Annotated in this window: 28 protein-coding genes, 5 tRNA genes, 1 pseudogene and 1 riboswitch; of the genes and pseudogenes, 27 read left to right on the forward strand and 7 right to left on the reverse strand. The window is 53.2% G+C overall.

Features of this window, described 5'->3' with window-relative positions; all coding sequences use genetic code 11:
• Positions 1–66: 66 nt before the first annotated feature.
• From ACI7RC_RS17790 to tnpA, 6 genes and pseudogenes are all read left to right on the forward strand, one after another.
• Positions 67–142, forward strand: a tRNA-Gly gene (locus ACI7RC_RS17790).
• Between the two features lie 341 nt (positions 143–483).
• Positions 484–560, forward strand: a tRNA-Arg gene (locus ACI7RC_RS17795).
• A 58-nt stretch (positions 561–618) separates the two neighbouring features.
• Positions 619–695, forward strand: a tRNA-Pro gene (locus ACI7RC_RS17800).
• 15 nt (positions 696–710) lie between these two features.
• Positions 711–798 (forward strand) — tRNA-Leu (locus ACI7RC_RS17805).
• A gap of 6 nt (positions 799–804) precedes the next feature.
• Positions 805–878: transfer RNA gene (locus tag ACI7RC_RS17810), tRNA-Gly, on the forward strand.
• Between the two features lie 57 nt (positions 879–935).
• Positions 936–1287, forward strand: a pseudogene (gene tnpA, locus ACI7RC_RS17815) (IS200/IS605 family transposase); the annotation flags it as partial.
• 312 nt (positions 1288–1599) lie between these two features.
• On the opposite strand, the gene ACI7RC_RS17820 reads toward tnpA, so the two are convergent.
• From ACI7RC_RS17820 to ACI7RC_RS17835, 4 genes are all read right to left on the reverse strand, one after another.
• Positions 1600–2169, reverse strand: a complete 570-nt coding sequence (locus tag ACI7RC_RS17820) for a manganese catalase family protein (protein ID WP_408109559.1) — start codon at positions 2167–2169, stop codon at positions 1600–1602.
• A 24-nt stretch (positions 2170–2193) separates the two neighbouring features.
• Positions 2194–2463, reverse strand: a complete 270-nt coding sequence (locus ACI7RC_RS17825; protein WP_408109560.1) for a spore coat protein CotJB — start codon at positions 2461–2463, stop codon at positions 2194–2196.
• A complete protein-coding gene (locus ACI7RC_RS17830; protein ID WP_408109561.1) occupies positions 2463–2690 on the reverse strand; it encodes a spore coat associated protein CotJA in 228 nt (75 codons plus the stop codon). Before ACI7RC_RS17830 ends, ACI7RC_RS17825 begins: the two co-directional genes overlap by 1 nt.
• A gap of 162 nt (positions 2691–2852) precedes the next feature.
• A complete protein-coding gene (locus tag ACI7RC_RS17835) occupies positions 2853–3989 on the reverse strand; it encodes a sensor histidine kinase (protein ID WP_408109562.1) in 1137 nt (378 codons plus the stop codon).
• A 198-nt stretch (positions 3990–4187) separates the two neighbouring features.
• Between ACI7RC_RS17835 and ACI7RC_RS17840 the strand changes: the two genes are divergently transcribed.
• From ACI7RC_RS17840 to ytfJ, 13 genes are all read left to right on the forward strand, one after another.
• Positions 4188–4844 carry a TerC family protein gene (locus ACI7RC_RS17840; protein WP_408109563.1) on the forward strand — a complete coding sequence of 219 codons (657 nt, stop codon included), beginning with the start codon at positions 4188–4190 and terminating at the stop codon, positions 4842–4844.
• 97 nt (positions 4845–4941) lie between these two features.
• Entirely contained in the window at positions 4942–5523 is a 582-nt protein-coding gene (locus ACI7RC_RS17845; RefSeq protein WP_408109564.1) for a YkoP family protein, read from the forward strand.
• Positions 5520–6656, forward strand: a complete 1137-nt coding sequence (locus tag ACI7RC_RS17850; protein ID WP_408109565.1) for an MGDG synthase family glycosyltransferase — start codon at positions 5520–5522, stop codon at positions 6654–6656. Before ACI7RC_RS17845 ends, ACI7RC_RS17850 begins: the two co-directional genes overlap by 4 nt.
• Before the next feature lie 77 nt (positions 6657–6733).
• Positions 6734–6919, forward strand: a complete 186-nt coding sequence (locus ACI7RC_RS17855; RefSeq protein ID WP_019123491.1) for an alpha/beta-type small acid-soluble spore protein — start codon at positions 6734–6736, stop codon at positions 6917–6919.
• Between the two features lie 45 nt (positions 6920–6964).
• The gene (locus tag ACI7RC_RS17860) at positions 6965–7153 is read left to right on the forward strand and encodes an alpha/beta-type small acid-soluble spore protein (protein WP_408109566.1); all 189 of its coding nucleotides are present in this window, start codon (positions 6965–6967) and stop codon (positions 7151–7153) included.
• Positions 7154–7280: 127 nt separating this feature from the next.
• Positions 7281–8024 (forward strand): hypothetical protein, encoded by a 744-nt coding sequence (locus ACI7RC_RS17865; RefSeq protein ID WP_408109567.1) that lies wholly within the window; start codon positions 7281–7283, stop codon positions 8022–8024.
• A gap of 61 nt (positions 8025–8085) precedes the next feature.
• Positions 8086–8742 carry a DUF2953 domain-containing protein gene (locus ACI7RC_RS17870; protein WP_408109568.1) on the forward strand — a complete coding sequence of 219 codons (657 nt, stop codon included), beginning with the start codon at positions 8086–8088 and terminating at the stop codon, positions 8740–8742.
• An 81-nt stretch (positions 8743–8823) separates the two neighbouring features.
• A riboswitch (FMN riboswitch) is annotated at positions 8824–8970 on the forward strand.
• Positions 8971–9090: 120 nt separating this feature from the next.
• Positions 9091–10194 carry a bifunctional diaminohydroxyphosphoribosylaminopyrimidine deaminase/5-amino-6-(5-phosphoribosylamino)uracil reductase RibD gene (gene ribD / locus ACI7RC_RS17875; protein WP_408109569.1) on the forward strand — a complete coding sequence of 368 codons (1104 nt, stop codon included), beginning with the start codon at positions 9091–9093 and terminating at the stop codon, positions 10192–10194.
• A gap of 19 nt (positions 10195–10213) precedes the next feature.
• Positions 10214–10867 carry a riboflavin synthase gene (gene ribE, locus ACI7RC_RS17880; protein WP_408109570.1) on the forward strand — a complete coding sequence of 218 codons (654 nt, stop codon included), beginning with the start codon at positions 10214–10216 and terminating at the stop codon, positions 10865–10867.
• A gap of 22 nt (positions 10868–10889) precedes the next feature.
• Positions 10890–12086, forward strand: a complete 1197-nt coding sequence (locus ACI7RC_RS17885) for a bifunctional 3,4-dihydroxy-2-butanone-4-phosphate synthase/GTP cyclohydrolase II (RefSeq protein ID WP_408109571.1) — start codon at positions 10890–10892, stop codon at positions 12084–12086.
• Positions 12087–12099: 13 nt separating this feature from the next.
• Complete coding sequence (gene ribH, locus ACI7RC_RS17890; protein WP_408109572.1) at positions 12100–12576, forward strand: 6,7-dimethyl-8-ribityllumazine synthase; 477 nt, start codon at positions 12100–12102, stop codon at positions 12574–12576.
• A gap of 135 nt (positions 12577–12711) precedes the next feature.
• On the forward strand, positions 12712–13248 hold the full coding sequence (locus ACI7RC_RS17895; RefSeq protein WP_408109573.1) for a hypothetical protein: 537 nt from the start codon (positions 12712–12714) through the stop codon (positions 13246–13248).
• A gap of 132 nt (positions 13249–13380) precedes the next feature.
• Positions 13381–13860, forward strand: a complete 480-nt coding sequence (gene ytfJ, locus ACI7RC_RS17900) for a GerW family sporulation protein (protein ID WP_408109574.1) — start codon at positions 13381–13383, stop codon at positions 13858–13860.
• 46 nt (positions 13861–13906) lie between these two features.
• Here ytfJ and pyc read toward each other — a convergent pair whose 3' ends face one another.
• Entirely contained in the window at positions 13907–17353 is a 3447-nt protein-coding gene (gene pyc, locus ACI7RC_RS17905) for a pyruvate carboxylase (RefSeq protein WP_408109575.1), read from the reverse strand.
• Between the two features lie 259 nt (positions 17354–17612).
• Here pyc and ACI7RC_RS17910 point away from each other — a divergent pair, with 259 nt between their 5' ends.
• The 3 genes from ACI7RC_RS17910 (at position 17613) to tpx (ending at position 19591) form a co-directional block, all read left to right on the forward strand.
• Positions 17613–18419 (forward strand): lipid II flippase family protein, encoded by an 807-nt coding sequence (locus tag ACI7RC_RS17910; protein ID WP_408109576.1) that lies wholly within the window; start codon positions 17613–17615, stop codon positions 18417–18419.
• A 51-nt stretch (positions 18420–18470) separates the two neighbouring features.
• Positions 18471–18989, forward strand: coding sequence for a hypothetical protein (locus ACI7RC_RS17915; protein WP_408109577.1), 519 nt, complete (start codon positions 18471–18473; stop codon positions 18987–18989).
• 80 nt (positions 18990–19069) lie between these two features.
• On the forward strand, positions 19070–19591 hold the full coding sequence (gene tpx / locus ACI7RC_RS17920; RefSeq protein WP_408109655.1) for a thiol peroxidase: 522 nt from the start codon (positions 19070–19072) through the stop codon (positions 19589–19591).
• A gap of 72 nt (positions 19592–19663) precedes the next feature.
• Here tpx and map read toward each other — a convergent pair whose 3' ends face one another.
• A complete protein-coding gene (map, locus tag ACI7RC_RS17925; protein ID WP_408109578.1) occupies positions 19664–20410 on the reverse strand; it encodes a type I methionyl aminopeptidase in 747 nt (248 codons plus the stop codon).
• Between the two features lie 125 nt (positions 20411–20535).
• Between map and ACI7RC_RS17930 the strand changes: the two genes are divergently transcribed.
• Positions 20536–21450 (forward strand): RluA family pseudouridine synthase, encoded by a 915-nt coding sequence (locus ACI7RC_RS17930; protein WP_408109579.1) that lies wholly within the window; start codon positions 20536–20538, stop codon positions 21448–21450.
• A 56-nt stretch (positions 21451–21506) separates the two neighbouring features.
• Here the strand turns inward: ACI7RC_RS17930 and ACI7RC_RS17935 are convergent, their stop codons facing one another.
• Positions 21507–21779, reverse strand: a complete 273-nt coding sequence (locus ACI7RC_RS17935) for a hypothetical protein (RefSeq protein ID WP_408109580.1) — start codon at positions 21777–21779, stop codon at positions 21507–21509.
• A gap of 179 nt (positions 21780–21958) precedes the next feature.
• On the opposite strand from ACI7RC_RS17935, the gene ACI7RC_RS17940 reads away from it, so the two are divergent.
• From ACI7RC_RS17940 to ACI7RC_RS17955, 4 genes are all read left to right on the forward strand, one after another.
• The gene (locus tag ACI7RC_RS17940; RefSeq protein ID WP_408109581.1) at positions 21959–22294 is read left to right on the forward strand and encodes a PspC domain-containing protein; all 336 of its coding nucleotides are present in this window, start codon (positions 21959–21961) and stop codon (positions 22292–22294) included.
• A gap of 77 nt (positions 22295–22371) precedes the next feature.
• Positions 22372–22542, forward strand: coding sequence for a hypothetical protein (locus ACI7RC_RS17945; protein WP_408109582.1), 171 nt, complete (start codon positions 22372–22374; stop codon positions 22540–22542).
• 149 nt (positions 22543–22691) lie between these two features.
• Positions 22692–23444, forward strand: coding sequence for an NAD(+) synthase (gene nadE / locus ACI7RC_RS17950; protein WP_408109583.1), 753 nt, complete (start codon positions 22692–22694; stop codon positions 23442–23444).
• Positions 23445–23543: 99 nt separating this feature from the next.
• Positions 23544–23768: a hypothetical protein gene (locus ACI7RC_RS17955; RefSeq protein ID WP_408109584.1), complete on the forward strand. Its 225-nt coding sequence runs from the start codon at positions 23544–23546 to the stop codon at positions 23766–23768.
• Positions 23769–23823: the final 55 nt, after the last annotated feature.

A 23823-nucleotide genomic window follows, 5' to 3' on the forward strand; every position in this document is an offset into this window, starting at 1 on the left:
ATTCAGGTTCTAGTGGTGGCAACACCGTGGAGGTTCAAGTCCTCTTGACCGCACCATCTTTCTTTTGCGGACGTAGCTCAATTGGTAGAGCGTCGCCTTGCCAAGGCGAAGGTCGCGGGGTCGAGACCCGACGTCCGCTCCAGTATTGAAACTGCTGAGGGTCTCTCACCCGTTCCGGGTTCACCCTCGAAGCATTTCAAGAAGCAGCGCTCGGGTACTGCACATCTGGCTGCGCTCCGAAGTAAATCGACGTAGTGTTGGCAGTAAGAAGCGAGACCCGTCGTCCGCTCCATTATTGAAACTGCTGAGGGTCTCTCACCCGTTCCGGGTTCACCCTCGAAGCATTTCAAGAAGCAGCGCTCGGGTACTGCACATCTGGCTGCGCTCCGAAGTAAATCGACGTAGTGTTGCCAGTAAGAAGCGAGACCCGTCGTCCGCTCCATTATTAAATAGCAAATGGGTCTCTTCCCGTTTAACTTATAAGTGCCCTTAGCTCAGCTGGATAGAGCGTTTGACTACGAATCAAAAGGTCGGGAGTTCGAATCTCTCAGGGCACGCCATCTATATATTAGCCGACAGTGAGCGTGCTTTGCGTCTCACGCGTTTTTACCTCTAATTCGGGAAGTAGCTCAGCTTGGTAGAGTACTTGGCTTGGGACCAAGGGGTCGCAGGTTCGAATCCTGTCTTCCCGACCATTATGTTTCATAATTGCCGGGGTGGCGGAATAGGCAGACGCAACAGACTTAAAATCTGTCGGGAGTTTCTCCCGTACCGGTTCAAGTCCGGTCCTCGGCACCATCATATGCGGGTGTAGTTCAATGGTAGAACCCCAGCCTTCCAAGCTGGTCGCGTGGGTTCGATTCCCATCACCCGCTCCATAAAAGCATGAAAACCTTGAGAAATCAAGGTTTTTTTATTGTATAAGAAAACCCCCAGTGATATATGGGAAATTGAGGAGAGAGATAGGGGGAATTTTACGGGAGTTATGCGAACGAAAAGGAGTGGAGATCATCGAAGCGGAAGCTTGCGTGAATCATATTCACATGTTGGTGAGTATTCCGCCTAAGTTAAGCGTGTCCGAGTTCATGGGTTACTTAAAAGGAATACCGATATGGAAACCGTCAATTTTGGTACAGAGGGTACTACGTAGATACAGTAGGCAGAAACAAAAAGGTAATTGAGGAATATATTCGGAACCAATTAGTGGAGGACAAGAACTATGAACAGTTAACGATGAAAGAGCTGATCGACCCGTTTACGGGTGAGTCGGTGAAAAAGGGCAGGTAAGGAGCCCCTTTTCAGGGGCTGCCCGAGGCAACACGCGGTTGGCAGACCTTTGAGGTGCTTGCTTGTAACATGCCCTTATAGGGCTAATGGAAGCCGCCGGCTAAGCCGGTGGTTATGACTTGCTTAAGCCTTTTCGGCAGGCGAAAGAGGACTCGGCTCCCTGCATCAGGAAGAAATATAGGAAGCAACTTGAGAATAATACCTAGACTTGAAAAAATCTGGGTATTTTTTGTGCAATAGGGAGAATACCTGTGGTCTATGTAATACACTCCGGTTAGGGGATAGCCCTGCGGAGTGCTGCGAGGTGTGCCCTTAAAAGATCTTCTTCCTGTCACGCTCCTCTTTTAATATTTCGACAGCCTCCCTGAATCTTTGCGAGTGTACAACTTCCCGCTCGCGAAGGAACCTCAAGCTGTCCATCAGATCCGGGTCGTCAGTCATGTCAATCAGCCATTGGTAGGTGGCGCGGGCTTTTTCTTCTGCGGCAATATCCTCGTAAAGATCGGCGATCGGATCGCCCTTGGCCTGAATGTAGGTCGCGGTCCACGGAACGCCTGCGGCATTGCTGTAGAAGAGGGCGCTGTCGTGGTTGGCAAAATGCGCCCCTAAGCCGGCCTCCTCCAATTGTTCCGGAGAAGCGTCTTTTGTCAGCTTGTAAACCATCGTCGCGATCATTTCCAGATGGGCGAACTCTTCTGTTCCGATGTCGGTCAACAGGCCAATCACCTTGTCAGGAATCGTATAGCGCTGGTTCAGATAACGGAGTGCGGCTGCCAATTCTCCATCTGCACCGCCGTACTGCTCCATCAGAAATTTGGCCATCCTGGGGTCACATTTGCTGACGCGAACCGGATATTGCAATTTTTTCTCGTAAATCCACACGATGTTTTACTCCTCCTTATAGCGTTATACTTGCCAGGGCCAGGGAGTGTCAGTCCATTGCCACGGGAAACCGGAGAAGCTGTGGCCGAAGTTCATCAACGGCCCGTAGCAGGATTCAAATTCATGGACCAATCTCCAGCGCTTTTCCGTAAACTGATTGTACTGTTTGACCGCTTGAGCATCCCCTTTGTGGGTGTCAAGGTACAGATTCAGTTCAACCAGGACAAAATCCAACGCCTGTATTTCCTCCAGCAATTTATAGTACCGCTCGTCAACCTGTCTTTGATCGCTCATTAACAATCCCTCATTTCTTGAATCGCATTGCGCCCGTTATACGGACTGAACAATGCGGGCCAGAGTACACCGTTTCTCAAAGCTTCAAAGGGGGAAAATTGCGGTAAATCAGGCGGCTGAAACCCCATATACAGCTGCGGCGGCGTAGAATACCATTTAACCAACACCGGCGGACAAGGATCGAACGGGCTTACGTACGGTCGCCATGCCTTAAATTGAGAATACAAGCTTAATTTACCTCCTTATCAATAGTCATCTAACCATCCAATACCACTGTACGTTTATCCCTATTTATTTGTGTTGGGTAAAGGCCTATTTACGGGCATTCATCCCGATCGACAAAAAAATAGCGTCCCGAATGCAGGAGATTCGGGACGCTATATGCATGTTTATTCCCCGTCCAAATGCGGGATGGTAATCGTAAATTTGGTCGACTCTGACGATGAGTGGCAGCGGATGGTTCCGTTATGCTTCTCAATAATGTTCTTGCAGATGGATAAACCGATGCCGGTTCCGTTGTCTTTGGTGCTAAAGAAGGGATGAAACAGCTGCCCCACGATCTCGTCAGGGATTTGCTCGCCGTTGTTTTCTACGACAATCGTCACCTTTTCATCGGTGCAGCCGGAGGTGATGCGTATACGCTTGTCCGCTCGCAACTGAACGGCTTCGATCGCATTGTTAAACAGGTTGACCAGGACCTGTTTTAACCCCTCCTGGTAACAGTATAGCGAACAGTCGTCGATATCCCGCTCAAGGATGATGTTCTCGGCGATCAGCCGTGGCGTGATCAATACCTCAACTTCGTTTAACAGCTGCTTCAGGTCTACTTTTTTAAATACTTCGTCGAGAATTGGTTTCTTGGAGAAGCTGAGAAAGCCGGTGATTTGCCGATGAAGATTGTCGAATTCATGCATGATGACGTGTATGTAGGATTCCAGATCCTTTTGTCCTTGCGTAGACTCCTGAATCAGCTTCAGGAAACCTTCAATTGCACACAGCGGATTCCGCAATTCGTGTGCCATGTTGGCAGCCAGCTTGCCTAGTATCGTCAATTTGTCGTTATGTAGATAGGTGATCGTTTCTTCCTTCTGTGTCAATTCTGCATTGACTAATTGTTCAAAATGATAGACGGCCCAGTAAAGGCTTTCATCAATTGCCTCGCCAATGCGTTTTTCCAGATAAATCGTCTCCTGCTGCGTAAGCGTCAACGAGGGAAGGGCAGGGCGCAGGACATTCCAAAAAACATTTCGAAACAGTTGGAAACTGCGAAGAATAGAAGAGAGAGGATAGTGCTTGGCACGCAGCCAAACCCCCATGTCGAGCGACCAAGCTTGCAGTTCGGCTTGAACATCCTCTACGAGAGAACGAGCGATCAAAAGGGTCCGACCCTCGGCAAATTCGATCGGGATCGTAACCTCGATCATTTTTTCTTTCACTTCATGAAGCCAACGTTTCGTGATGGTAGGATTCAAGGTGATAATTTTCTCCGAGATTTCCTCGAGATTAAGCAAATTAGTGTCGATCATCGCGTCCTCCCCCTCATTTATCGTATTAAACCAATTTTATAATTGCAAGAATCTTTCCCGGTTTTTAGTCAAAAATCGTTTTCCAAATTACGACAAAAAATCTCGATTCCCGCCTGACAACTCTGGAAAAGTCCATTTGGCATGTCCCTCTTAACTATGGCATACAATGAAACAAGCCCAATTTTCCGGGAGGATGGAATGAACGGGGACTTTTGGATTGCCTTTTTCAATATTTTTGTAATCGACCTGGTATTGAGCGGCGACAATGCCGTCGTCATCGGGATGGCTTGCCGCGGGCTTCCCCCGTTGGAGCGCAAACGCGCCGTCCAATACGGTACGTTGGGAGCCGTCTTGCTGCGAGTCGTGCTGACTGGGATGGCTACGTGGATGTTGAATATTCCGCTGATCAAGGCCATCGGGGGTCTTCTTCTGCTCTGGATTGCGATCAAGCTGTTAATCGAAGACGGGGGAGAAACCACGGAAGTCACCTTTAGCCAAACAATGGGACAGGCGGTCAAAACCATCATTCTGGCTGATTTTGTGATGAGTCTGGACAACGTCCTTGCCGTTGGCGGAGCGGCTCATGGTAATCCATGGTTAGTAGTATTCGGACTGGGACTCAGTATTCCTTTATTGATGTGGGGCAGCTCGCTGGTTGCGCGATTGATGAACCGCTTTTCGTTTCTCGTGTACATCGGGTCAGGCATCTTGGCGTATACGGCCGTAGAAATGCTGCTGGATGATCCGTTTTTCTGGAGGTTTAAGGAAATGATTCCATACTCGACATCCTGGATTCCACAGACGGCAGTCATTTTGGTGTTGTTGATCGGAAAGGTGAAGAGGAGATTTGGCTGATCCCAAGGGGCGTTGGACGAACGTCCCTGTTGCATGCAAACAGTCTGCGAAAGGGAATACTACCGTGTATGAATCTCGGCAGAAAGGAAAAGGGTGAATGAATTCCGGCATATTGGCGCTGTGGGGAATATGGGATACGCTTTACCACCGTTGTACGAGACTGCAGTATGTCGACAAGGGACGAAACATTTTTCGCTACGTATTGCTCCGGTACCAGGGAGAACCGTTGATTACAGCGGATCATCAGGAAATAGTCCCTGGAGATCTCATCCTCAAACTCCATATCCATAATTATTTGCTGGCAAAGCTGTTTTACGGAATCAATAACGATGTCAAATTGGCGTTGTTGCTGCGCCGGTACAGTCAGCAGTCGCTCCCGCAGCTGGCACAGCTGCTGGCAGAGCATCCGAGAGCGGCAGAAGTAAAGGGGCTCGTTGGAACCACATTGTTGTATAGGGGCGTGGAGCCGTTCGGCTTTAACGTCTCTGATGTTCCGATCAATTGGTTTTTTCGTTACAAGCGCTGGTACCTCAAACTCATGCTGAGCATCCTCCATCCGGAGGGAAGAAAACGCGTTCGCAAAGGGCAGCAGGAGCCGGCGCTGAAACGGGTCTACATATCAAAAGAAGAACTGCTCCGTCGTTATTTACCGACGGCGTCAGAGGTAAAGGTGCTATGAAACCATATATTCTCATCTGCACGGAAGAGTGGGCCGGCAGCGGTCACCAGATGGCAGCCCTGTCGCTGCAGCAGGCGTTTCAAGACAAAGCACCCGAGGCAAATGTACGAGTGGTTGGAGGTTTGGCGACAGCCAGTCCACTCTTGCGCAGCCTCTCCCGTATCACCTACTACAACAGCTTGCGCAACACGCCTTCGCTATGGCAGCGTATCTACGACAACAGCAATGCCTTAGCCTTGCTTCTGCAAAAACCGCTTGCCGTCTCGTTATCTAAACGTTTGTACGACAAGCTGATCCGAACAGGGCCAGATGTGGTCATTGCCACCCACGCCTACTGTCTGCCTGCTTTGGCAGAGGCAAAACGAAAACTGGCAAAGCCGTTCCGCCTGGGGTGCGTTGTCACTGACTTTCACGTCAACCGTTTTTGGGTGCATCCGGCCGTTGATTTTTACCTCGTTGCCCATGAACAAGTAGCAGAGCAGCTATCCGGGCTGTTTCACGTTGCCCCGGAGAAGATCTACAGCTTCGGTATCCCCATCCGGCCGGCATTTATGACGGCACGACTGCGTCCCAACCAGGAATGGCGCAATCAGTTGGGGTTGCATCCAGAGCGCTTTACGGTTTTGCTGACGGGCGGGGAAGGGAAATGCAGTAATTTTGAACCGGTGTTGGCCCGTCTGCTGCACTTTCAGACGCCCCTGCAAATTATCGCGATCACCGGGAAGAATACCGGCCTGCTGGCGCGATTGCAAAAGACGGTCGAAAAAAGCCGTTCTGCCTTTGGCCATACGGTGCGGATACTCGGATTTGAAGAAGCGATTTGGGAGTGGATGGGTGCGGCAGATGTGATCATTACAAAGCCGGGCGGACTCACCTGTTCGGAGGCGCTGGCCATGGGCAAGCCGCTTCTCTTGTATCAGCCGCTGCCCGGCCAGGAGAAAAAAAACAGCGCTTTCCTGCGGGCGTGCGGCGTTGCCGAAGAGGCGCAGTCGCTTGAACAGATCGCTTCTATTCTGGGGGAATGGCAGGCGGAGAGGGAGCGCTGGCAATCAGTTGCCCAGCGAACAGCAAAGCTGGGGAGAGCGGATTCAGCCTACCAGGCCGCCGAGGAAATCCTCACAAAAATAATGTAAAAAATTTCAACCTGACTATAACGCATAAATGGCATCCTCTTCGCAAACAGTATTCTTACAGAGGAGGTGATTGAGAGATGGCTAATAGCAACAACCTTTTGGTACCTCAAGCGAATCAGGCTCTGGATCAACTGAAGTATGAGATTGCTCAAGAGTTTGGCGTACAGTTGGGCGCTGACACTACTTCCCGCCAGAACGGAAGTGTCGGGGGAGAAATTACGAAGCGTTTGGTAAGCTTTGCAGAACAACAGTTGGCTCGTTAATCAATAGATTACCTTTCATATAACTTATAAAGGAGATGTATGTAAATGGCACGCAGCAACCGTCTGCTCGTATCCCAAGCAAACCAGGCTTTAGATCAACTGAAGTACGAAATCGCTTCGGAGTTCGGCGTACAATTGGGCGCTGACACCACTTCCCGCCAAAACGGAAGCGTTGGGGGAGAAATCACCAAGCGCCTGGTTTCTTTCGCTGAACAACAACTTGCCGGCAAATAAGGACAACCGAATAGCTGGATGAAGGGGAAAGCACCTTTGCCGGTGCTTTTCCTTTTGAAAGAATGGGGGAAATTACCTGAATAAGAAGCTGTTTTTCGAAGACAATATCAGCCAGGAGGCGAAAAACATGTACACACACTATCCTAGCACGCAAGGAACCAGCAGCATTTCCGGCGGAGCCCAAGCGATGTTTCAACCCAATTTTGCCGGAACCAGCACCCAGCAAGTAAGGCAGGATATTGCCCGCGAAGGCGGATTTGGTTATGGCCAGATGGGCGGCTACCAGCAGCATGCCCCGCAGCATTTCTATTCGGGCGGCGCTCAAGCCATTTTCCAACCCAATTTCGCCGGGACAAATGCCCAAGCGGTAAGACAGGACATCAGCCGCGAAGGCGGATTTGGCTACGGCCAGATGGGCGGTTACCAGCAGCATGCGCCCCAGCAGCATATGATGCATCAGGCCTATCCAAGCGGTGTGCAGGCGATCTACCAGCCTAACTTCGCCGGGACGAATGCTCAAGCGGTAAGGCAGGACATCAGCCGCGAAGGCGGATTTGGCTACGGTCAGATGGGCGGCTTTGGGCAGCAGGCAACCCATATGCATGCAGCCGGAGCCGAAGCGATCTTCCACCCGAATTTTGCCGGATCTTATCCGCAGCAAATCAGGCAGGATATCGCCCGTGACGGCGGGTTTGCCTACGGTCAACAGCAGATGGGAGGCTATCAGCAGCAGCAGCAACAGCAGATCCCGCAGTTGTCGTACGGTGCCCATTCCGTCTTCCAACCCGGTTTTGCCGGCACGAATCCGCAACAAGTCAGACAGGATATGGGAATGTCCGCTGGCGTGGCTCACCAAGGAAGAAGTATATAAAAATGGAACATATTCCCCGTTCTTTCGACTCATACTAAGGGACGAAAGGCGGGGATTTCGTTTGTTTGGTTGGTGGCTGCTGGCAGGAATCATCGGTCTATTGGTTCTCATCATACTTACTCCGCTTCACATCCAGATTACGTATCGGCGCATAGAAGACAACGACCATCTCGTCGTGCAGGTTAAGGCTTGGTTTGGTTTGATCCGAGTGAAAAAAGAAGTGCCGATTCTCAAGTTTCACATGGATGACATTCAACCGGAAATCGTCGCAAGGGTGGGAGACGAACATGAAAAACACCGCCATAAGGTGATCGGCTGGGAAACCGTACAAAAATGGTCGCATCAATACCACTACTGGCTGGAGCAGATCCACGACTTACAGCCGATCGTCAGACAAATGCTGCGGCGGGTGTACTGCAAGCAGATTGAGTGGAACACCGTTATGGGAGCGGGGGACGCAGCTGCTACCGGAGTGCTGACAGGGTTGGCTTACGGAGTGAAGAGCATCATCGTATCGGTATTCTCCCATTACCTGACGATGTATACGGTACCCCGCATCAGCGTACAGCCGCTTTGGGACACGAAAGCGGTTCGCACGCGGTTTACCTGCAGGCTGCAGTTCCGGGTAGTTTTTGCCGCCGCAGCAGCAGTTCGGATCATGTTGAAATTAAGAAAAGGACGCCAGCGCAAATGGGAGGCTGCCTCGACAAGGGCATGACGAGCTGCAGGCAGCACTTCATTTTTGCCAAACTTGAGGAGCTTCTTGTATAATGGTAGAGTGTCAATTGAATCAAAGTATGCATTCCTTCAGGGCAGGGTGAAATTCCCGACCGGCGGTGATCACTTAGGTGTAAGCCCGCGAGCCCCTCGTCCGCATAAGCGGCAGGGTGCAGGATCTGGTGCGAATCCAGAGCCGACAGTACAGTCTGGATGGGAGAAGGAGTCATGGTATAGGTGTGTCCTTAAACCAGGTTTAGGGGCTTTGTTTCCTATTACCTAAATTCCTCGTTCCAGGCCTTGGAGTATCATTCCAAGGCTTTTTATTTTGACAAAAAGGAGCGGGTTTATGGATGAAACAAGCTACATGGAGCTAGCATTGACACTGGCAAAGAGCATGAAAGGACAGACGGGAACCAACCCCCTGGTAGGGGCTGTCGCAGTGAATGGCGGAAGAATCGTCGGCACAGGCGCACATATGCGGCAGGGAGAGGCACATGCCGAGGTGCATGCCCTCAACATGGCAGGAAGCCATGCAAAAGGCTGCACGCTTTACGTGACCCTGGAACCCTGCAGTCACCATGGCAGGACTCCTCCTTGCGTGGAACGCATCATCCGCGAACAGGTAAAGCGGGTGGTGATCGCCGCCCTGGATCCCAACCCGCTTGTCGCCGGAAAAGGCGTTCAGCGTCTGCGCGAGGCAGGCATCGAGACAGAAGTTGGCCTTTTGGAGGCGGAAGCCGTACAGATGAATGAAGTGTTTCACAAGTTCATCACCCGGCAGATGCCGTTTATCACCTTGAAGGCGGCCATGACGCTGGACGGGAAGATAGCAACGGTCAGCGGGGACAGCCGATGGATCAGTTCAGAAGCTTCCCGGGCCGAGGTTCATAGTCTGCGCCACCAGCACGATGCCGTAGTGGTGGGAATCGGCACGGTGGAAAAGGACGATCCGGAATTGACCACGAGAATGAAAGTAGAAGGATTGCAGCCTGTACGCATTGTCGTCGATTCGACGCTGCGGCTCTCTCCCCGGGCCAAAGTGGTGCAGGACAAGAAAGCTCCGACGCTCGTCCTGACCACAGCAGGGGTTTCCGCGGAAAAGCGGAGGCAGCTGGAGGCAGCGGGAGTGGAGGTCGTCGAGGTGAATGACGCTCCACCCGTCGATTTGCAAAAGGCGATGGAGCTGCTCGCAAGTCGGGGCATCAGCTCGGTATTGGTCGAAGGAGGAGCGGTTCTCGGGGGAGCCATGCTGCAAGCGCGGCTCGTCGACAAACTGATTGTATACATTGCGCCCAAGATCGTAGGGGGCGAAACCGCGCCGCCGGCATGGAAAATGGCAGGAGTGCCGCTGATCAGCCAGGCTGTAACATTTCGGCAGATTTCGTACCAGCAGGTAGGAGAGGATATGCGGTTTACAGGCTATCCCGTCTACCACTCACAGCAGGTTTGAGAAGAGAGGTGGACCAGTTATGTTTACAGGCATTGTTGAGGAAATTGGCACATTACAATCCGTTTCAACCACAGCGGAAGCCTGCAAATTGGCGATCTTAGCCCAGAGGGTTGTGGAAGACGTACAGCTTGGCGACAGCATTGCCGTCAACGGGATTTGTCTGACTGTTACTTCTTTTCATAAACAAGGGTTTACGGCTGACGCCGTGCCGGAGACCGTCCGCCGCACCAATCTGTCCCAATTAAAGACGGGCGACCCGATCAATCTGGAACGGGCGATGAGGGCTGACGGGCGTTTTGGCGGCCACTTTGTCACGGGACATATCGATGGCACGGCCGTGCTGACCGGGAGAAGACAGGAAGGCAGCGCTCTGATCCTGTCATTTGCCCCTGAACGGGAAGAGCTGTTGAAATACATTCTGCCCAAAGGCTCGGTAGCCCTTGACGGTATCAGTCTCACCGTGATGGATGTAGGGGAAGCAGAGTTTCGCATCTCTGTCATCCCGCACACGTTGGCGAAGACGGCACTTCACGCGAAATTGCCGGGGGAAAAAAGCAATCTGGAATGCGACATGCTCGGCAAGTACATGGAGCGCTTCCTGCTTCATCGCGAGGAACGGCAGAAGAAGCCCCGGCTCGACGAACGGTTTCTGCAAGAACATGGGTTTATCTGACAACGAAGGGAGCTTTTTGAATATGTTCGATACGATAGAAGCAGCCTTGGAAGATTTGCGGAACGGAAAGGTGATCATTGTCGTCGATGACGAAAACAGGGAGAACGAAGGTGATCTGGTAGCTCTCGCGTCGGCAGCCAACGCTGAGGTGATCAATTTTATGATTACCCACGGCAAGGGACTGGTCTGTGTCCCCATCACCGAAGAGAAAGCACAGGAGCTCGCCCTGCCGTCGATGGTCAGTCAGAACACGGACGCTCACGGGACGGCTTTTACCGTCTCTATCGATCACGTCAGCACGACGACCGGCATATCCGCATTCGAACGGGCCGAGACGATTCGAGCGATGATCGATCCGCAGTCGGCGGCAGAGGATTTTCGCCGTCCGGGACACATCTTTCCGCTCGTCGCCAAAAAAGGCGGGGTATTGCGGCGGGCCGGACACACGGAAGCGGCAGTCGATTTGGCCCGCTTGTGCGGCGCCTATCCTGCCGGCGTCATTTGCGAAGTGATCAAAAGCGACGGAACGATGGCCCGCGTACCCGATCTGCTCGAGATGAAGCGGGAGTACAATCTGAAGCTGATCACCATCGCCGACCTGATTCAGTACCGCAGAAAAATGGAAAAACTGGTGAAGCGGGAGGCGGAAGCAAACATCCCGACGGCCTACGGCAAGTTCAAGGCGATTTCCTACAGCAATGCCGTGGACGGTCAAGCCCATGTAGCATTCGTCATGGGCGACGTCCATACAGACGAGCCTGTACTGGTCCGGGTGCACTCGGAATGCTTGACTGGAGATATTTTTGGATCCGAAAAATGCGATTGCGGACCGCAGCTGCAGGGGGCATTGCGGCAAATCGCCGAGGAGGGCAGAGGGGTGCTTCTCTACATGCGCCAGGAGGGGCGAGGAATCGGCATTCACAACAAGCTGCGGGCTTATCAACTGCAGGAGATGGGATATGACACAGTGGAAGCGAATGAAAAGCTGGGCTTTCCGGCCGATTTGCGGGACTACGGCATCGGCGCTCAGATTCTGCGCGACCTGGGGATCAGCCGGATGCGCCTGTTAACCAATAATCCAAAGAAGATCAAAGGTCTGGAAGGATACGGGCTGGAAGTGACGGAAAGGGTCCCGATTCAGATCAAGCCAAACGCAAACAATGAAAAGTACTTGGAAACGAAGAAAGAAAAACTCGGCCACATGCTGAATCTGCACTAAGGGAGCGATACACGTGAAAAAGATCTACGAAGGACAACTGGTAGGAAGCGGACTGAAGTTTGGGATTGTCGTCGGACGTTTTAATGAATTTGTCACCGGGAGACTGCTTTCAGGTGCCTTGGACGCGCTGAAGCGGCACGGCGTGGAGAGGGAAGAAATCGAAGTAGCCTGGGTTCCAGGAGCTTTCGAAATCCCCCTGATTGCCCAGAAAATGGCGACGAGCAAAAAGTACGACGCGGTGATCACATTGGGGGCCGTGATCCGCGGTGCAACCCCGCATTTTGATTACGTCAGCAGTGAAGTGGCCAAGGGAGTGGCGGCCATCGCCTTGAAAGCAGAGGTTCCGACGATCTTTGGGGTGCTGACGGTAGACTCGATCGAACAAGCGATCGAGCGCGCCGGGACGAAAGCGGGAAATAAAGGCTGGGAAGCGGCGGTAAGCGCCATCGAGATGGCCAATCTGATCAGATCGATGGGCGAGGCTGAATGAACGTTAAATTCGCAGTAAAAAAATGGCACCGTTAGTGGTGCCATTTTTTCATTTTAAAATATAGGAATCATTCACTATAAAAGGCGAATCCTGGTTATCCGATGACTATAGAAAAGACCAAAGGAGAAGCAGTCAATGGAAACCTATTTACGCAGAAAATTTTTTAGATACCTATTGGGGTGTCCCTTTCAGCCTGCCAAAAAAAATCAGACGGGAGAGATGCTTCTCGTTAAGGGGGGCATGATCAAATGGGGCACTTTCTCTGTCTCCTTATTCTTCATGATTTCGCTTGTGTTAATCTCGTTGTTCTCCGATGACCCTTTTACCGAAATCCAGTTCGCGCTCATCCTCACTGTTGCCCTGTTTTTGGGGTTGGGTTGTTTGGCACTTCATCTTTCCAAAATCGTTATTAGTGAGGCGGCCATTACTTCCTATAAATGGTATGGGAAAAAATCCATCCGCTTTTCGGACATCAAGGAAGTTGATTACACAAGTTTTTTTGGCGGGTGCATCGTTTTAAAAGACGGGGATAAGTCTGTGTGGGTTCCGATCGAGAACGTGGGCACTGCTGAATTCGTGACGCTTTTATGTGAGAAATTGGGGCGGGAGCAATGTGGGAAAGCCGTACAGGCGATATATACGCGAAAACAGGAGCTGGCGCGGTTTATGTGAGAGTTCGGTGGAGAACGCCGGTTAGGCACTAAGCAAAAATACGGCATGATTCATTAAAATGATGTGCCGAGGGAATGATACTACCTATACGACATGATTAGCTTAGAGTGTATTACAGAGGAGGTATCATTCATGGCAGACCATCCCATACAGGGTTTAATGAAGACCACCATGGAGAACTTGAAACAAATGGTGGATGTTAACACGATTATCGGTGATCCCGTGGAAACGCCTGACGGGAGTGTCATCCTGCCGATTTCCAAAGTAGGGTTTGGCTTTGCTTCGGGAGGAAGCGAGTTTGAATACGCTAACGAGCGATCCGGTTCGGGCTCGTCAGGGGGCTCGGAGCATCCGTTTGGCGGGGGGAGCGGCGGCGGTGTTTCCATCACACCTGTTGCTTTTTTGGTCGTCAGCAAAAATGGCGTCCGTTCCATCCCGCTGGAAAATACGACCCACTTGTACGATCGGATTTTGGACTCTGTCCCACAGTTGATCGACAAAATCCAAAGCGCCTTCTCCAATAACAAAAACAACCAGGGAAGTTCGGCGAAACACATCGTAACCGATGTTCCCGAGCACGGCGACATTGATGATTTTTTGAATAAAATGTGAGAGAAAATCCCGGAAGCGGAAAAAAGCTCCGGGATTTCTCTTTTTGTTATTCCAGTTCCATTAACAGATCGCCGGCTTCGATCATATCGCCAGCCTTGACGTTGATGGCTTTTACCTTGGCGTCGGACGGTGCCTGCAGGGTCGTTTCCATTTTCATCGCTTCGCTGACCAGCAGGTGTTCTCCTTTGCGCACTTTGTCGCCGACTTCCACCAGCACCTTCAGCACCTTGCCGGGCATCGATGCGCCCAGCTGGTTCGGGTTTTGCGGGTCGGCCTTGACTCTTTGCTTCACAGTCACCTGTGCCGCTTGGTCGCGGACGACGATCTCCCGGGGCTGTCCGTTTAATTCAAAGTAGATGATCCGCTTTCCGTCAGGCTGCAGATCGCCAATCGCAACCAGCTTGATGATCAGCGTCTTGCCTCGTTCGATGCTGACGGCAGTCTCTTCGCCGGGACGCAGGCCGTAGAAGAAGGTAGGCGTATCGAGGTAAGAGAGGTCGCCGTACTCCTTCAAGCTCTGGTCGTACTGCAAAAATACCTGCGGGTACATAATGTAGGAGAGAACATCCAGCTCGCTGGCCTCCCGTCCAATCTTGGCCGATATTTCTTCCCGCACTTTGGCGAAGTCGACAGGCGCCAACAGTTCTCCCGGACGGGTGGTAAAGTACTCGCGCCCTTTCAGGACAACCTGCTGCAGACGCTCGGGGAAACCGCCAGGCGGCTGTCCGAGATACCCCTGGAAGAACTGGATGACGGAATCGGGGAAGTCGATCCGCTCCCCTTTTTCGTAGATGTTTTCTTCCGTCAGGTTGTTCTGCACCATAAACAGGGCCATGTCGCCGACCACTTTGGAAGACGGGGTTACCTTGACGATGTCGCCAAACATGCGGTTTACCGTCGTGTACATCGCCTTGACTTCGTCCCAGCGCCCCTCCAGACCGACAGCTTTTGCCTGCTGCTCCAGATTGGAGTACTGGCCGCCCGGCATTTCGTGCACGTACACTTCAGCGTTGCTGGCTTTCAGGCCGCTCTCGAAGCCCTGATAGTAGGGTCGGATGTCCCCCCAGTAGTCAGACAGCTTGTTCCACGCAGCCAGATCGAGGCCGGTCTCCCGTTCGTTGTGCTCCAGGGAGGCGATGAGCGCATTGATGCTCGGCTGCGAGGTGAGGCCGGACAAGGAACTGACACAGGCGTCGACGATGTCCACTCCCGCTTCGACAGCCTTCAGCAGGATAGCCGCGCCGTTGCCGGACGTGTCGTGGGTATGCAGGTGGATCGGGATGCCGATCTCCTGTTTCAGCGCGTTCACCAGCTGATAGGCGGCATAGGGCTTGAGCAGGCCGGCCATATCTTTGATCGCGAGGATCTGGGCTCCTGCCTTTTCCAACTGCTTCGCCAGATCGACGTAGTAGCCGAGCGAGTACTTCGTCCGGTTCGGATCGAGGATGTCTCCGGTGTAACAGATCGCCGCCTCGGCGATTTTGCCGGTGTTGCGGACAGCATCGATGGCGACGCGCATGCCTTCCAGCCAGTTGAGGCTGTCAAAAATCCGGAAGACGTCGATGCCGTGCTCCGCCGACGCTTTGACAAACGCTTGAATCACGTTGTCAGGGTAGTTGGTGTAGCCTACGGCGTTGGCGCCGCGCAGCAGCATCTGGAACAGGACGTTCGGAATCTTTTCCCTCAGGAGGGCAAGCCGGTCCCAAGGGGATTCACGCAAAAAGCGCATGCTCGTATCAAAGGTGGCGCCGCCCCACATCTCCAGCGAGAAGAGGTCGTGGGCCATTTTGCCTGTCGCTTCCGCAATCGCAACCAGGTCGTAAGTGCGGACGCGGGTGGCGAACAGCGACTGATGGGCGTCCCGGAAGGTGGTGTCAGTGAGCAGCACCTTGTTTTGCGCCTGGATCCACTTGACGAGCCCGTCGGCGCCTTCCCGCTCCAGGATCTGCTTCGTTCCCTCGGGATAGGGCTGCGAGAACGGGGTTCGCGGGATGCGCGGGTAGTCGAAGTGCGGCTTTTTCTCATGTTTCGGCAGTCCCGGATAACCGTTGACCAGCGTGTTGCCGATGTAGTGAAGCAGCTTCGTCCCGCGGTCCTGGCGTCCAGGGAAGACGAACAGCTCCGCTTTGGTGTCGATGAACGACGTATCGTAGCTGCCGCTTAAAAAGTCGGGATGGGTGACGACGTTTTCCAGGAACGGCAGGTTGGTCTTGACACCGCGGATGCGGAATTCGCGCAGGGTGCGAAGCATCTTTCGCGATGCTTGTTCAAAGGTGTCTCCATAAGTCGATATTTTCACAAGCAGCGAGTCGTAGTAAGGGGTGACATTGGCGCCGGGATACCCGTTACCTCCGTCCAGACGAACGCCGAAGCCTCCGCCGTCGCGCCAGGCCAGAATACGTCCCGTATCGGGGGCGAAGCCGTTTTCCGGGTCTTCTGTCGTCACCCTGCACTGGATGGCGTAACCGCTCATCTTTACGTCTTCCTGGGAATTTATGGAAATTTTTGGATCTGTCAAGGCATGTCCTTCCGCGATGAGGATTTGCGTCTGGACGATGTCGATGCCTGTGATTAATTCGGTAATCGTATGTTCAACTTGAATTCGCGGATTTACTTCGATAAAATAATATTTCTGATCAGGAGTAAGCAAAAATTCGACGGTTCCGGCATTGCTGTAGCCGGCCTGCTTCATCAAGGTGAGCGCAGAGCGGCAAATCGATTCGCGAAGTTCATCGGACAATGCCAGGCTGGGCGCTACTTCCACGACTTTTTGATGGCGGCGCTGCACAGAGCAATCCCGCTCGAACAGGTGGACGACATTGCCGTACTGATCGCCGATGATCTGCACCTCGATGTGCTTGGGGTTCTCCAGGTAACGCTCCAAATAGACAGTGGCGTTGCCAAAGGAGGAGCGGGCCTCCGAACGCGCCCGGTCAAGCGCATCCTGCAGCTGATCCTGGCTGCGGACAATCCGCATTCCGCGGCCGCCGCCGCCTGAGACGCCTTTGATGATGATCGGGTAGCCGTGTTCTTTGGCGAACAGCATCGCCTCTTGCAGCGATTCAATGGGTTTGGGAGTTCCCGGGATGACGGGGACGCCGGCTTCGACAGCCAGGTTGCGAGCCGCCACCTTATCGCCAAACTTTTCAATCAAATCAGAGGCGGGTCCAATAAAGATGATGCCTTCCTCCTGGCAGCGACGGGCAAATTCGGCATTTTCTGCCAAGAAGCCGTAGCCGGGGTGAATCGCGTCAATGTCGTTGCGCTTGGCGATCTCGATGATGCTTTCAATGTCCAGGTAAGCTTCAATCGGTCCTTTCCCTGCACCGACCAGATAAGACTCGTCAGCTTTAAAACGGTGAAGCGACGTGTTGTCCTGCTCCGAGTAGACAGCGACAGTCCGAATGCCGAGCTCAGTTGCAGCCCGAAAAATTCGGATGGCAATTTCGCCGCGATTGGCGACGAGCAGTCTGTTGATTTTTCTGATCTGCATGGTTTTCTCCCCCTTGGCTCTCCGTCTTTTGAGGTGTAAAATCTCTTTGTATAGTTCAAATATACATAAAATCGAAACATTTTTCATCCGTTTTCCCAGTATTTTTACCGGATAAAGATATAAATGATGTGGCGCTGCTTTCTATTCGCCGAAATGGGGAAGAACTGGAGACTAAATGCAAAGCGCAAATATGGTACACTAGTGATTGTTCGTTTGAGAGACATCAGATGCTTGGTTTAGGTAGGAGTGTACGAGAATTATGGAATTGCTGATCGTCATCACAATGACTGCGCTTATTAGCTGCATCGACACCGTCTCATATGCCGCGCGCCTGTCCGCCGCCCGCACCCGCCGCGTCGGCGCATCCGGCTCGCTGTTTAATATTCTCGTGATTTTCTCGAGGTTCGCTGTGATGGCCCAGATGCTGGTCCTGGGCTGGATGCTGGACCGCGCCATTCACCTGGGCAGAACGGATGAGCTGTTTTTCCAACTCCGGTTTGTCCTGCTGTCGATGAGCGGCGGGATTGTCGTGGGGATGCTGATCCTACCGTCTGTCGCGCGGATTTTGGCGATCGGGACATTAAAGCTGGACCAGCATGGGAGCGTGCCGAAAATCGTCTTTCAAGAGGGGCTGTTCCGCACGCTGCGAAAGCTTCCCTCTCAATTCTGGCTGCCTTCTTTTCGCGCCAATTGGCGGCAGATCAGGGCTGCCGATCTGACGTATTCCTTTCTCTTGATGAATGCCGTCATTTTTTCCTTTTATTCGATCGCCAATCTCTCGGCGCTGCTGGCCGGTGCGATGGTCCCGGGGTTTCGTTCGTTTGCCCAGCAGATGGCTTCGGTCATCAACGGCGTCGGAACGATCCTGCTGGTGATCTTCGTCGACCCGCTCAGCGCCAAGCTGATGGATGACGTGGTCATCGAAAAAAGGCCGCTGCGCGACCTGAAAGCGGCCGTCTTTCAACTGGGCGTCGGCCGCCTGCTGGGTACGTTCATCGCCCAGCTGCTGCTCTGGCCGTTTGCCTATTTTATCAAATGGGTGGTCCTGCTCTTTCCGCCCGCTTGAATACCGCTCCCATCCTTCGTCGAGAATGGTAGTTAGGGAAGGAGGGTTCGCATGCAACTGATGGAAAAAGAGGCCGCCGAGATCTGGCGGCTGTTGATCCCGCCCAGGCACTGGCTGTTTTCGGACGAGTTGCCCAGGGACGAGTTTATCTTCACCTATCGCGGGAAAATCTACTTCGTCAATAATGACGGCTCCGTACTGTCGATGGAGAAGCCGGCCTGCCTGGAATTGATGAAACTGGGCGACCTGCTGGATCATCTGGTCTTCTCCGACGACACGTACGACTTTGACGACAACGGCATATTTGACATCGGCACCATCCTGCGGCACATGGGCTACGTGGTTCCCACTTACCGCAAGCAGGAGAGGGGAACCTACCTGATCGAGATCGTCAACACGCTTGACCCCGATGTGATGGTAACCCGTTACGAACTCAGGCAGGTCAGCTTTGTCTTCGCCCTCTATCACGCCATGATGCGCTGCCGTGAGTTAAATGAGAAGTCCGGCTGGGAGTCCGAGCATGAGGTAAAAGAGATTTCACGCTGCACTGACACAGTCCTTCTCCAATGAGCCCTAACGCATCCAGATAGTGAAAAGTAAAGGGAAATCGGGTATGATGGAATGTGTACATACTTTACCCATGAGGAGGAATTACCGTGACAGTAGAACGTCAAGGCGTCGTTACTTTTAAAGACCAAGCAGTTACCCTGCTCGGACCGGAGATCAAGGTAGGGGATAAAGCACCTAACTTTACGGTACTGGCGAATAACCTGAGCCCGGTTACGCTGGACAATTCGAAGGGCAGCGTACGGATCATTTCTGTAGTGCCTTCGCTCGATACCGGTGTGTGCGACGCGCAAACCCGCCGCTTCAACGAAGAAGCTGCCAAACTGGAAGGAGTCAAGATTTTGACCATTTCCGTCGACCTGCCGTTCGCACAGGCTCGCTGGTGCGGCGCTGCCGGCATCGACAAGGTGCAGACGCTGTCCGACCACCGCGACCTTTCCTTCGGTCTCGCTTACGGTGTAGCCATTAAAGAACTGCGCCTGTTGTCCCGTGCTGTATTCGTCATCGATTCCAGCGACAACGTCGTCTACGTTGAGTACGTTCCTGCAGTTGGCCAGCATCCGAACTACGAGGCAGCTATCGAAGCGGCCAAAGCTGCGAAGTAAACTTCTTTGCGGAGAAACAAACAAGCCTTTCCTTGCAGCGCAAGGAGAGGCTTGTTGTCTGTTGGCCGAATCTTACTGCTCCGTCAGAATCAGCGGTCCGTCGCCGGTGATCGCGATGGTGTGCTCGTACTGGGCAGACAGGCCGCCGTCGATCGTCCGGGCCGTCCAGCCGTCGTCGTCGATGGTGGCGTGATAGCTGCCTGTGTTCAGCATCGGTTCGATGGTCAGCACCATGCCTTCCTTCAGGCGAGGCCCTTTGCCGGCAGGGCCGTAGTGAGGAACGTACGGATCCTCGTGCATCTCTTCCCCGATGCCGTGGCCGGTAAAATCGCGGACGACGGAAAATCCATTGGCTTCGGCAAAGGTTTGGATGGCGTGCGAAATGTCTCCGATGCGGTTGCCGACGACTGCCTGCTTGATCCCGAGATACAGTGCTTCTTTGGTCGTGTCGAGCAGTTTTTTCGCCGTTTCGGAAACGTTGCCGACCGCATATGACCAGGCGGAATCGGCCAGCCAGCCGTTCAGGTTCACCACCATGTCGATGGTCACGATATCTCCGTCTTTGAGCGGTTCTTTGTTGGGAAAGCCGTGACAGATGACATCGTTGACGGAAGCACAGGTGGCATACGGGTAACCGTGGTACCCCTTTTGTTCGGGAGTTGCTCCGTGCTGCTTGAGGAATTGTTCAACGAACTGATCGATTTCCCAGGTTGTCACACCTGGACGAATTCGGTTTCGAATCTCACGATGGCATGCGGCCAACACTTTGCCGGCGGCATGCATATATTCAATTTCTGCTTTTGTCTTCACGACGATCACCCAGACCTCACCCCGTTGGATAAATTCTTTTGCTTTGTAAAAGATACTTTCTTGACCAATCTATTGTAACATATTCGGATAAACGGCATGCGACAACACAAAACGGTCATGACCGAAAAGGGGGGATGACAGCCATGCTACTGCAGTTCGAGGCGACAGAAGCTGACGAGGGAAAGACGATTCGCGATGTGCTGCAGTCAGCGCACGGCGTGTCGAGGCGCTTGCTGACACGTGCGAAATACGGAGGCAGCATCTGTCTGAACGGAGCGGCTGCTTACGTCACGGAGCACCTGAAAAAAGGCGACCAGGTAACGCTTTTCCTGCCGGCAGAGGAGGCAGAGACGCTCGTGCCGCAGCCAATGCCGCTGGCCATACGATATGAGGATGAGGATCTGTTAGTTCTGGCCAAACCGGCAGGTGTGGTCGTACATCCGACGCGAACCCATCCAGACGGCACGTTAGCCAACGGGGTAGTGGCGTATTGGCAGGCGAAGGGAGAAAGCCGGAAATTTCGCCCGGTCAATCGCTTGGACAAAGATACATCAGGGCTGTTGATCGTCGCGAAAAACCAGTGGGCACATGAACAGTTCGCCCGGATGCAGCGGGAGCGGACGCTTAGGCGCACCTATCAGGCGATCGCAGAGGGGCTGATCGAGGATGATCAGGGGATGGTTGAGGCGCCGATCGGACTGCGCGACGACTCGATCATCGTGCGAGAAGTGCGGCCGGACGGCCAGTATGCCCGTACGCATTACCGGGTGCTCAAAAGGGGAGAGGACATGACATGGCTGGAATTGCAGCTGCAGACTGGAAGGACCCATCAAATCCGCGTCCATCTGAGCCACCTGGGCCATCCGCTGGCAGGAGACGATCTGTACGGCGGCAGCCGGGAGAGAATCAGCCGGCAGGCACTCCACGCGGCGGCGTTGTCATTTTGCCATCCGCGCTCAAAGGAGATGCTGACGCTGACAGAGCCAGTGCCGCCGGACATGGCTCAGCTGATCGGACAGATCGAGGGGCGGGACGGAGCGGATGAATAGAGCCCGCTTACAGCGCAGGCGGTATGGGCTGCGGCTGCCGTATGCCGCATGCAGCCTCACCGCTTCCGCCGGATCGCCGAGTAATCAGACAGACTGTCCAGGCGCAGCGTTCTTTGGTACAGGCTGCTCGTGCCGAAGTTGCTCGGCGTGCCGTACGGCGTAAAGTTGGGTTCCGGGCGGTCGGGCAGCACGCCGCTCTGGTTAAAGTAAAAGGAACGGTCGCTATGGATCACCTGATCGTATCGCGTGCTCTTCGCCGTCCATGTGCCGCAGCCGGAAAGAACGAGGGCCAAACCCATCAAACAGGCAAAATACCGGCGGTCGTTCATGAAACATCACCTCACCTGTTAGCGTAAGCCCGGGGAGCCGTTTTCATTCTGCAGCTTTCATCGTTCTTCTCCGTCCAGAGGCGGAGGACAAATCCCTCCGCAGCCAGTTTTGGCCGACAAGCTTGTTCGGGTATCTTTAAGGTACAAGAGAAATCGGTTGTGGAAAGGAAGGATTGCTGATGAACCGCCTCTACCGTTCGCGTTACGACAAAAAGCTTTTCGGCTTGTGCGGTGGGATCGCCAAATTTTTGCAGATAGATGCGACACTGGTTCGCTTGATCTTTGTTGTGGTTTCGATCTTTACCGTTGTTCCAGTGTTTTTCTACTTTGTGCTCTCCTTTATCGTCCCGAAGGAGCCGTATTATCCGTTCGCGGCAGACAGGCTCCGCCGGGAATTCCCGGATTTTACCGAAAGTGACGAGCTGGACCGGGAGATTGACCGTGTCGAAAAACAGGCTCTGCAGCAGGAAGTGTACCGCTTGCGGGCGGAGTTGGCCAAATTTCGATCACATTGAAAAATCTTGTCAACAAATTTTCCTTCCCGAATACTATAGTAAAGGTACTGTTACATAGGAACAGGGAGGGAAGGTACGTGTATCTCGGCGTGTTTGACATGAATCAGCGTTTAGAGCAAACTCGCAAGGTGCTGCGGGAAAAACAGCACCTGAAAAAGCTGATTGAAGAGGACATCCTCGAGTTGGAGCGGGACGTCCGTGATTTGGAAAAGATGTTGGACACGAGAACTGATAAGGCAATCAGTTAGCCAACGCGCAAAAGATGGTTCCGGATGGGAGCCATCTTTTTTTTCGGTTCGTGCGTTCTTGTTTTGGATGAGGACTGAGCCCAGATTGTCACCATCCGGTACAAGTGATAGGATAAAATCAGAAATGAAAATCGACAGGGGGCAGGGCAATGGATACGTTTCAACAGCATTTACATACCTATCAAGCCACAGTGAAGAGCGACATGGAAAAGCGGATGGCTTTCATTCGCGACCAGATCGACGGCCAGGGTCTGGGCGGCGCCGTCGTCGGCATCTCGGGAGGCATCGACAGCGCAGTGGTTGCCGCTCTCTGCGTGCGGGCTCTCGGCCGGGAGCGGGTGATTGGCGTATGGATGCCCGCCAATTCGCTGTCCATCCATGCAGAGGATGCAGCCATATTGGCCGAGGCGATTGACCTGAACCTCGTCACGGTGGATCTGGGCCCGACTTTTGAGACGATCATGGGAGAACTGTCCCAAGTCATGGCGTTTAACGACAAGACCAAAGGAAACACGAAAGCGCGGCTGCGGATGACCACGCTGTACGCGATTGCCAACGAGAAGGGATACCTCGTCGTCGATACCTGCAACTACAGCGAACTGTACATCGGATACATGACCAAAGGGGGAGACGGCCTCGGGGACATCAACCCGGTGTCCAGTCTGACCAAACATGAAATCCGCATTTTGGCTGCAGAACTGGGCGTGCCGGAGTCGATCATCACTAAGGCCCCGTCGGCCGATCTCTGGGCCGGCCAAACAGATGAGCAGGAGATGGGCTTCACGTACGAGGAGCTGGACCGTTTCCTGATCACAGGCGAGACCACACCTCAGGCGAAGGAGCGCATTTTGCACCTGCACCGCATCTCCGAGCATAAGCGGACACTGGCCCCGGGAATCTAGAGAAGTGTCGGAGCCATTCCCGAAAGGCATGATTGCCAACCGGCAGGGATCGTTTATAATAAGGAGATACAACAGTTCATAATAAAGAGGTGGAAATACATGTCAACGACAGAGCTGCTGCTGAGCACAAATTTGGAGGGGCGCGTATCGCGCACGTTGAAGAGCTACTTCCGCAGTACCAATGACGTGCTGCTGCGGGAAAGCCTGCAGGCGACCGGACTTACGGAAGAACACGTAGAAGAGATTATGTCCCTTCTGGACAACAACCACACGGTGAGTGAAATCATGGATCTGATGCGCGAAAAAGGCGCGTTTCAGAAATAGGATAAACAAAAACGACCGGACCTTAGGGGTTCCGGTCGTGTGGGTTTTTTTTTGT

It is taken from the genome of Brevibacillus sp. B_LB10_24 (assembly GCF_046036945.1).
In the GTDB taxonomy this organism is placed as follows: Bacteria; Bacillota; Bacilli; order Brevibacillales; family Brevibacillaceae; genus Brevibacillus_C.

What these genes read in the sequence shown, in the direction of transcription:
- ACI7RC_RS17825 (WP_408109560.1), bottom strand. Translation starts at nt 2,463, where the DNA reads ATGAGCGATCAAAGACAGGTTGACGAGCGGTACTATAAATTGCTGGAG.
- ACI7RC_RS17835 (WP_408109562.1), bottom strand. Translation starts at nt 3,989, where the DNA reads ATGATCGACACTAATTTGCTTAATCTCGAGGAAATCTCGGAGAAAATT.
- ACI7RC_RS17840 (WP_408109563.1), top strand. Translation starts at nt 4,188, where the DNA reads ATGAACGGGGACTTTTGGATTGCCTTTTTCAATATTTTTGTAATCGAC.
- ACI7RC_RS17845 (WP_408109564.1), top strand. Translation starts at nt 4,942, where the DNA reads ATGAATTCCGGCATATTGGCGCTGTGGGGAATATGGGATACGCTTTAC.
- ACI7RC_RS17850 (WP_408109565.1), top strand. Translation starts at nt 5,520, where the DNA reads ATGAAACCATATATTCTCATCTGCACGGAAGAGTGGGCCGGCAGCGGT.
- ACI7RC_RS17855 (WP_019123491.1), top strand. Translation starts at nt 6,734, where the DNA reads ATGGCTAATAGCAACAACCTTTTGGTACCTCAAGCGAATCAGGCTCTG.
- ACI7RC_RS17860 (WP_408109566.1), top strand. Translation starts at nt 6,965, where the DNA reads ATGGCACGCAGCAACCGTCTGCTCGTATCCCAAGCAAACCAGGCTTTA.
- ACI7RC_RS17865 (WP_408109567.1), top strand. Translation starts at nt 7,281, where the DNA reads ATGTACACACACTATCCTAGCACGCAAGGAACCAGCAGCATTTCCGGC.
- ribD (WP_408109569.1), top strand. Translation starts at nt 9,091, where the DNA reads ATGGATGAAACAAGCTACATGGAGCTAGCATTGACACTGGCAAAGAGC.
- ribE (WP_408109570.1), top strand. Translation starts at nt 10,214, where the DNA reads ATGTTTACAGGCATTGTTGAGGAAATTGGCACATTACAATCCGTTTCA.
- ACI7RC_RS17885 (WP_408109571.1), top strand. Translation starts at nt 10,890, where the DNA reads ATGTTCGATACGATAGAAGCAGCCTTGGAAGATTTGCGGAACGGAAAG.
- ACI7RC_RS17895 (WP_408109573.1), top strand. Translation starts at nt 12,712, where the DNA reads ATGGAAACCTATTTACGCAGAAAATTTTTTAGATACCTATTGGGGTGT.
- ytfJ (WP_408109574.1), top strand. Translation starts at nt 13,381, where the DNA reads ATGGCAGACCATCCCATACAGGGTTTAATGAAGACCACCATGGAGAAC.
- pyc (WP_408109575.1), bottom strand. Translation starts at nt 17,353, where the DNA reads ATGCAGATCAGAAAAATCAACAGACTGCTCGTCGCCAATCGCGGCGAA.
- ACI7RC_RS17910 (WP_408109576.1), top strand. Translation starts at nt 17,613, where the DNA reads ATGGAATTGCTGATCGTCATCACAATGACTGCGCTTATTAGCTGCATC.
- ACI7RC_RS17915 (WP_408109577.1), top strand. Translation starts at nt 18,471, where the DNA reads ATGCAACTGATGGAAAAAGAGGCCGCCGAGATCTGGCGGCTGTTGATC.
- ACI7RC_RS17930 (WP_408109579.1), top strand. Translation starts at nt 20,536, where the DNA reads ATGACAGCCATGCTACTGCAGTTCGAGGCGACAGAAGCTGACGAGGGA.
- ACI7RC_RS17935 (WP_408109580.1), bottom strand. Translation starts at nt 21,779, where the DNA reads ATGAACGACCGCCGGTATTTTGCCTGTTTGATGGGTTTGGCCCTCGTT.
- ACI7RC_RS17940 (WP_408109581.1), top strand. Translation starts at nt 21,959, where the DNA reads ATGAACCGCCTCTACCGTTCGCGTTACGACAAAAAGCTTTTCGGCTTG.
- nadE (WP_408109583.1), top strand. Translation starts at nt 22,692, where the DNA reads ATGGATACGTTTCAACAGCATTTACATACCTATCAAGCCACAGTGAAG.
- ACI7RC_RS17955 (WP_408109584.1), top strand. Translation starts at nt 23,544, where the DNA reads ATGTCAACGACAGAGCTGCTGCTGAGCACAAATTTGGAGGGGCGCGTA.